The sequence below is a fragment of the Methanosarcina sp. KYL-1 genome (genome assembly GCF_024372725.1).
Lineage (GTDB): Archaea > Halobacteriota > Methanosarcinia > Methanosarcinales > Methanosarcinaceae > Methanosarcina.
This window is the reverse complement of record NZ_VOUA01000024.1, coordinates 51858-57857: the sequence shown is the minus strand read 5'-3', so window position 1 is coordinate 57857 and position 6000 is coordinate 51858. Positions and strand designations below refer to the sequence as shown.

Below are 6000 nucleotides of genomic sequence, written 5' to 3'. Positions count from 1 at the left end.
TAAGGATTTCTGCGAGCCTGTCGATTTCATCGGCACTGAGGTCAGGGATTTCACCGAGGTCGGCAGCGTCAGCCATACCTGCCTGAATCTCCTCGAGAATCTTTTCTTTGGTCAGGAAGACCCTTTTACCGTCTCCCATCCTCAAAGCGTATTCGGTTGCCATTTTGTATCCTCCATTAGCGTATTAGAAAAAGAAGGTTTAAAGGAGCAGTTCCTTTGCCTTTGCTACGGCTTCACTAGCGTTTTCGGCATAGCAGTCTGCCCCGATCTTGTCGGCCCAGGCCTGGGTTGCAGGTGCGCCTCCGACCATGACCTTCACTTTGTCCCTGAGCCCCTCTTCCTTGAGGAGTTCGATAACTCCCCTCTGCCCGGGAAGGGTTGTTGTCATGAGAGCTGATAAGCCTATCATGTTTGCACCAACCTCTTTTGCCTTCTCGATAAAATCCCTAAGAGGCACGTCCCTTCCAACGTCGTGGACTTCAAAACCAGCAGACTGGAGCATGGTGGAAACAATGGACTTGCCGATGTCGTGGACATCTCCTTCAACAGTCCCGTTCACGATGACCCCAAGCTTTTTGCTCCCGCTGCCTGCCGGCATATCGGCTTCAAGGGCCTTGACACCTGCAGTCATTGCATCGGCTGCCATCATCACATGGGGCAGGAAAAGTTTCCCTCTCTCAAAAAGAATTCCTACCTGGTTCATACCGGCAGCAAGCCCTTTGTCAATGATTTCAGCGGGTTCCATAACCTGCTTTGCTTTCTCTACAGCAGCAAGCACTGTGTCCTTTTTACAGGAAATAATCGCATTAGAAAGTTCCTGAATAAGTTCTTCCTTAGTTGCCATTTTTAAACCTCCATTACTTCAGAAAACCGATTCGGCATCTGGGAAATCAACGCTGAATCCAATTTCTGATTATACATATTATATGGGTTTAATTATATAGCCCAGCCCATATTGTTTCTTCAAAAAAGCCTGGAATTTGAACGCACCAGGAGTATCTGAAAGACCAGCTAGAGAAGGCAGGACAAATGCGCAGGGCTCAAGACATGAGTTTTTTTAAAGGCGTTGAAATTTTCAGTCACATTAATTGATACCCCGGCTGGGGTAAAAAGTAAAAACTCGAAGTCCTGAAGAAGCAAAAAGAAGAGAGGGTAAAAAGTAAAAACTGCCGGGGAAATTGGTAAGGACGTAAACAAAAAAGAGAGAATCTAGTTTGGAAAATATTTTATATAGATATTAACTCTACAGCCTGAAAATTGCTCTTTTTTCATATCTCTTTTTTAATTGCTCTTTTTTCATATCTCTTTTTTATTTCTTCAGGGGAGACGCCTCCAAGCAAGCTGGCGGAGGTATCCTGCACCGCCGGGACCAAAAATGGTTTTCGGGGTCAAGATAAGTATTTCTCAACCAGGCACGGGTATCTTTCCATAGTTTTCAGGCCCTTTCCACATATTCAGGTAGCAACCGGTTTTTTTCTTTCCTGGAAGGCAGGCAGGTAGGCTTGCAAGCTGGCTACAACCGCTTGCAGTGCGGCAAAAAAATCTATATTTCAGTGCCCTAAAAACCATTTTCGATTTGCTTTTCAGGTACCGAAGCTCTCACCGGCCGCGAAGTTGGCCGGCTTTTCCAAATGTTTACGGACGGCAAAACGAGCAGCCAGATGACCGGGAAGTACATTGGACTAACTAAAAAAGTCATCCAGATGACTGAAAAGTAACTGAAAAATTTACTTACATGCCAAAAAGACTAAACACTTTAGTTATTCGGATGACCATTTAAGTTATTCGGATGACCATTTAAGTTATTTCAATACACACATCCTGGTTTCTCCATTACATTCTTGAGACTCTATGCAGCGGTTCAGGGAAGTCCATTGTCCTTCTTCGGAAAATCCTGCTTTTTCTTCCTTCCGGCAAAAATAGTCGCCTTCAAGCCGGAATTTTTTTAAAAGCTCGCAAGTTTCACAGAGGCATCCCACTTTTTTTCCCTGTCCCGGGATTTTATCCCTGGCACAGAACATCCCTGCGCCCCCGGGATAAGATGGGCAACTTTTGCAGAGGCAGGCTTTCAGGTGGTGGTACGAGCTACAGATCCCGAAATACCTTCCATACCTTTCCCTGGCTTCCCGGATAATATCGGGTGTCTCCCCCGGGAATTCCTTTGTTTCTGTCATTACGGAATTCTCTTTTTTTCCGGCTGTGCTTTCAGAGTCCAGAATATTCCTCCAGATTTTTCCAGGTTTTTCCAGATTTCCTGTGTGCGATGTGTGCGAAAGGACATCATTTTATAAGAGGTCAAAATATATTACATATAGGTTGAAGGTTTTAAAAGTACATTTTTGCCTGAGGCAATTAAGGGTTTTTTGAATCCAAAAGGGATCTGGAGAATGAGGGAATACGATGGGTTTCAATCATTTAGCTGAAAGTGACGAACAGGTACTGGAGAGGGCACTGGAAAAGCAGAAGATCCTGGAAACCGTGATCAACAACAGCCCGGTCATGGTCTTCCTGTGGACGACGGAAGAGGACTGGCCTGCTGAATACGTTTCTGAAAATGTGAGCCTGCTGGGGTACAGTGCGGAAGATTTCCTGACTGGCAGGATCAACTACGCCGGGATCGTACATTCCGAAGACATTGACCGGGTCCGGACCGAACTTACCAGGTGCTGCCAGCTCGGAAAGGACGATTTCGTCCAGCGCTACAGGGTCCTTACGGGCGAAGGAGAGGTGCGCTGGGTGGAAGAAAAGACCTTTATCCAGCGCGATGAAATGGGGTCAGTGACCCATTTCCAGGGGATAGTCCGGGACGTCACGTCCGAGATCAGGAACGAAAGAGCTCTGAGAGATGCCCTTGAGAGCCAGAAAGCCCTCATGGAAAAGCAAAAAGCCCTGCTTGAGCGGCAGAAAGCGCTTGAGACCGTGATCAACAACAGCCCCATGGTCGTTTTCCTCTGGAAAGCCGAGAAGTACTGGCCCACGCTTTACGTGTCCGAAAACGTCCGGCAGTTCGGGTACACCCCGGAAGATTTCATCTCCGGCAGGGTCCTCTACGGAAAGATCGTCCACCCCGAAGACCTCCTCCTTGTCGAACTCGAACTTGAGGAGAACTGCGAAGAAGGCGGAAAAGAGTTTTCCCGCGAATACCGGATCCTCACAAAGTCCGGAGAAGTCCGCTGGGTAGAAGAAAAGACCTTTATCCAGCGCAACGAGGACGGGGAAGTGACCCATTTCCAGGGCATCATCCAGGACATAACCGAAAGGGTAAAAAAGCCATGAATAGCCGTTAAAAGTTATTTAAAGTCCTTGAAAGCCACTAATAACCTGGAATTACTCTGAAATACTCTGAAATACTCTGAAATACTCTGAAATACTCTGAAAAGCCCGGAGGGCTCCTGGTACATTTTACCGGTACGGCCCTTTCATCCGGGAGCTCCTGAGTCCACTTTTTCCAGAAAAACTGCCGCCGTCTTCCGTAACCATTCCTGGTTTTTCAACGGCCCTTTTCCGAAATCTGATCCTGATACTCTGTTTTTGATCCTGTAACTATGCTTTTATTTCTGTCTGCCTGAGTTCATATGCATTGGGAAACAAAGTTTCGGAAGAATTTCTTCATATACGAGAGATATAAGTCCCTTAAATGGTTTGATCCGGACGTATGCGGTTGGAAAAATTAAGGAAAATAATAACTTCCAGATCAACAGGAAACCTGAAAGGCTCCTGAAGGTCATAAGGCTAAGCTGTTATATTATGTTGTGACCGTTCAAAAAAGGAAACTTCATTAGAGATCAACATTCTTCTCTCCTTCAGGATTTTTACGCAATACTGGCGATATACATGAACTATAGCAAAATGACAAAGGACGATTTTGACAGAATTCTTTACACACGTCTTAATGAGGAAACTCTTCAATCAATAGTTAATATTCCGGGCGTTTCCGAAATAGTATCCAAAAATTTCAATAAAGATACACTTCTTAACGAGGAACCTCCTCAATCAATAGTTAATATTCCAGGCGTTTATGAGATAGTATCCAGGCATTTCAATAATGATATACTTGATGTGTGGGAGTATGAGCAGTATATCAAGGTAAAAGAAATTGTAGAAAGAATCGGGTTGTGGAATCCAGAATTCCAGCGAACCATAGTACTGTTAAATTTACTGAACGAATTAACTGAAATTCTTTATGATACCCTGGACCTAAAACTGGACAAATATGTTAACCTTCGATCACTTCCAGTAAGGGAGTTCCACAAAGAAACTGTGGAGAAACATTCAGCATACCCTATCTGGACATGTGATTTTGAAGGATCCTGTCTTGTTGGTGCGGAGAAATTTGAAATCGAATCAATCGATTCGATTCGCCACCGCTTTGGGGATGAGTAAATGCTCTGAATAAATATTCCCGGTTCTGTATAAAAAATAAAGAAAATAAATGTAACCTTTATAAGGTATCCGTTATCAGGTATCCGTTATCAGGTATCCGTTATCAGGTATCCGTTATCAGGTATCCGTTATCAGGTATCCGTTATCAGGTATCCGTTATCAGGTATCCGTTATCAGGTATCCGTTATCAGGCATCACTTATTCAGAGTCCTTATTCAGGATCATTTATTCGAGAAATTATCAGGTTTCATTTGCCGCCTGCGAGGTAATCTCCCATTATTTTTATGGCGCAGTATTCGCCGCACATGGAACAGGGGCCTGTCCTGGGGCACATGTCCCCCGGCCTGTCGGGGTCAAGGGCAAGCTTGATCTGCCCTTCCCAGTCAAAATGGGCACGCTTCTGCGCAAGCAGCAGGTCCTTTTTGCTAATCCCGTATTTCATGGAATCCCCTATGTGGGCAGCTATCCTGAAAGCGACCAGCCCTTCCCTTACCTGCTCCGGGTTCGGGAGGGAGAGGTGTTCTGCAGGGGTTATGTAGCACAGGTAGTCCGCCCCTGCCCCGCTTGCCATGCTTGCCCCTACCGCACCTGCGATATGGTCATAGCCAAGGGCTACGTCCGTGGGCAGGGGACCTGCAACGAAGAGGGGGAAAGCTGACCTTGATTTGTATAAATTCACGTGTTCCGGGATCTCGGCTGCCTGGATATGCCCGCCCATGCCCTCTATTATTACCTGCACACCTTCCTCGTTTGCCCTTTTCGCAAGGCGGACATTGGCTTCTATCTCCATCAGCTGGGCTCCGTCCCTGAGGTCATGGATGCAGCCGCTTCGCATGGTGTTTCCCAGGGAAAGGACGACATCTTTTTTCCTGAGGGCCTCGATGACCTCGTCAAAGTGCTCTATGAAGGGGTTTTCGCAGCTATTTGTAAGCATATAGACACTGGTCAGGGAACCTCCCTTGGAGACCATCCCCATCACCCTCCCCACGCCCTTCAGCTTCTCAAGGGTTGCCTTTTCCACACAGTGCAGCACCACGGAGCTCACACCCTCGTCCACATGGGCTTTGAGGTATGAGAGGATGTCGCCCTCCGTAAGGTCCTTCATCCCGCACTCCACAACCGTCTGGTAGATGGGGACCGTGGTGATGGGAAGCCTGCTGTTCTCAAACACGCCTGCACGTATGGCGCGGATGTCCCCGCCCATGGAAAGGTCGGTAATGGTATCAGCCCCGTATTTTTCTGCGATCCTCACCTTTTCTAGCTCGGCATCCGGATCGATCCTGACAGCCGAAGTGCCCAGGTTGACATTCACCTTGGTGCTGGCACCCCTGCCTATGGCTACCGGAGGGCAGCCCTCCCTTGTCATTATAACGAGGCTTCCTTCAGCCACACGCGAGAGCAGTGTTTCTTCATCAATATTTTCATTTTCAATTACCCTCTGCATCTCAGGGGTGAGCTTTCCGGCACGGGCATGGTCAACTTGCGTGGATTTCATGTATTCCCCTCACTCTTTTTTTAAAGTAGAAATCTCCCCTGATGAAACCTGATATTCCGGTCCGTTATTTTGAACCAGGTCATTCGAATCCGGTTCTATGATTTCGAATCAGCCCTGTCATT

The 6000-nt window shown here is 46.8% G+C and carries 5 protein-coding genes and 1 pseudogene; 2 read left to right on the top strand and 4 right to left on the bottom strand.

What is annotated here, in order from left to right; all coding sequences use genetic code 11:
* The 3 genes and pseudogenes from FTO70_RS14140 to FTO70_RS14130 all read right to left on the bottom strand — a co-directional run.
* Window positions 1-163: pseudogene (locus tag FTO70_RS14140) on the bottom strand ([dimethylamine--corrinoid protein] Co-methyltransferase); the annotation flags it as partial.
* 36 nt (window positions 164-199) lie between these two features.
* On the bottom strand, window positions 200-844 hold the full coding sequence (mtbC, locus tag FTO70_RS14135) for a dimethylamine corrinoid protein MtbC (protein WP_255336403.1): 645 nt from the start codon (window positions 842-844) through the stop codon (window positions 200-202).
* Between the two features lie 958 nt (window positions 845-1802).
* Window positions 1803-2174: a DUF2769 domain-containing protein gene (locus FTO70_RS14130; RefSeq protein WP_255336402.1), complete on the bottom strand. Its 372-nt coding sequence runs from the start codon at window positions 2172-2174 to the stop codon at window positions 1803-1805.
* A gap of 226 nt (window positions 2175-2400) precedes the next feature.
* Here FTO70_RS14130 and FTO70_RS14125 point away from each other — a divergent pair, with 226 nt between their 5' ends.
* Complete coding sequence (locus FTO70_RS14125) at window positions 2401-3276, top strand: PAS domain-containing protein (protein WP_255336401.1); 876 nt, start codon at window positions 2401-2403, stop codon at window positions 3274-3276.
* A gap of 573 nt (window positions 3277-3849) precedes the next feature.
* Window positions 3850-4383: a hypothetical protein gene (locus FTO70_RS14120; RefSeq protein ID WP_255336400.1), complete on the top strand. Its 534-nt coding sequence runs from the start codon at window positions 3850-3852 to the stop codon at window positions 4381-4383.
* 247 nt (window positions 4384-4630) lie between these two features.
* Here the strand turns inward: FTO70_RS14120 and thiC are convergent, their stop codons facing one another.
* Window positions 4631-5878, bottom strand: coding sequence for a phosphomethylpyrimidine synthase ThiC (gene thiC, locus FTO70_RS14115; RefSeq protein ID WP_255336399.1), 1248 nt, complete (start codon window positions 5876-5878; stop codon window positions 4631-4633).
* Window positions 5879-6000 lie beyond the last annotated feature (122 nt).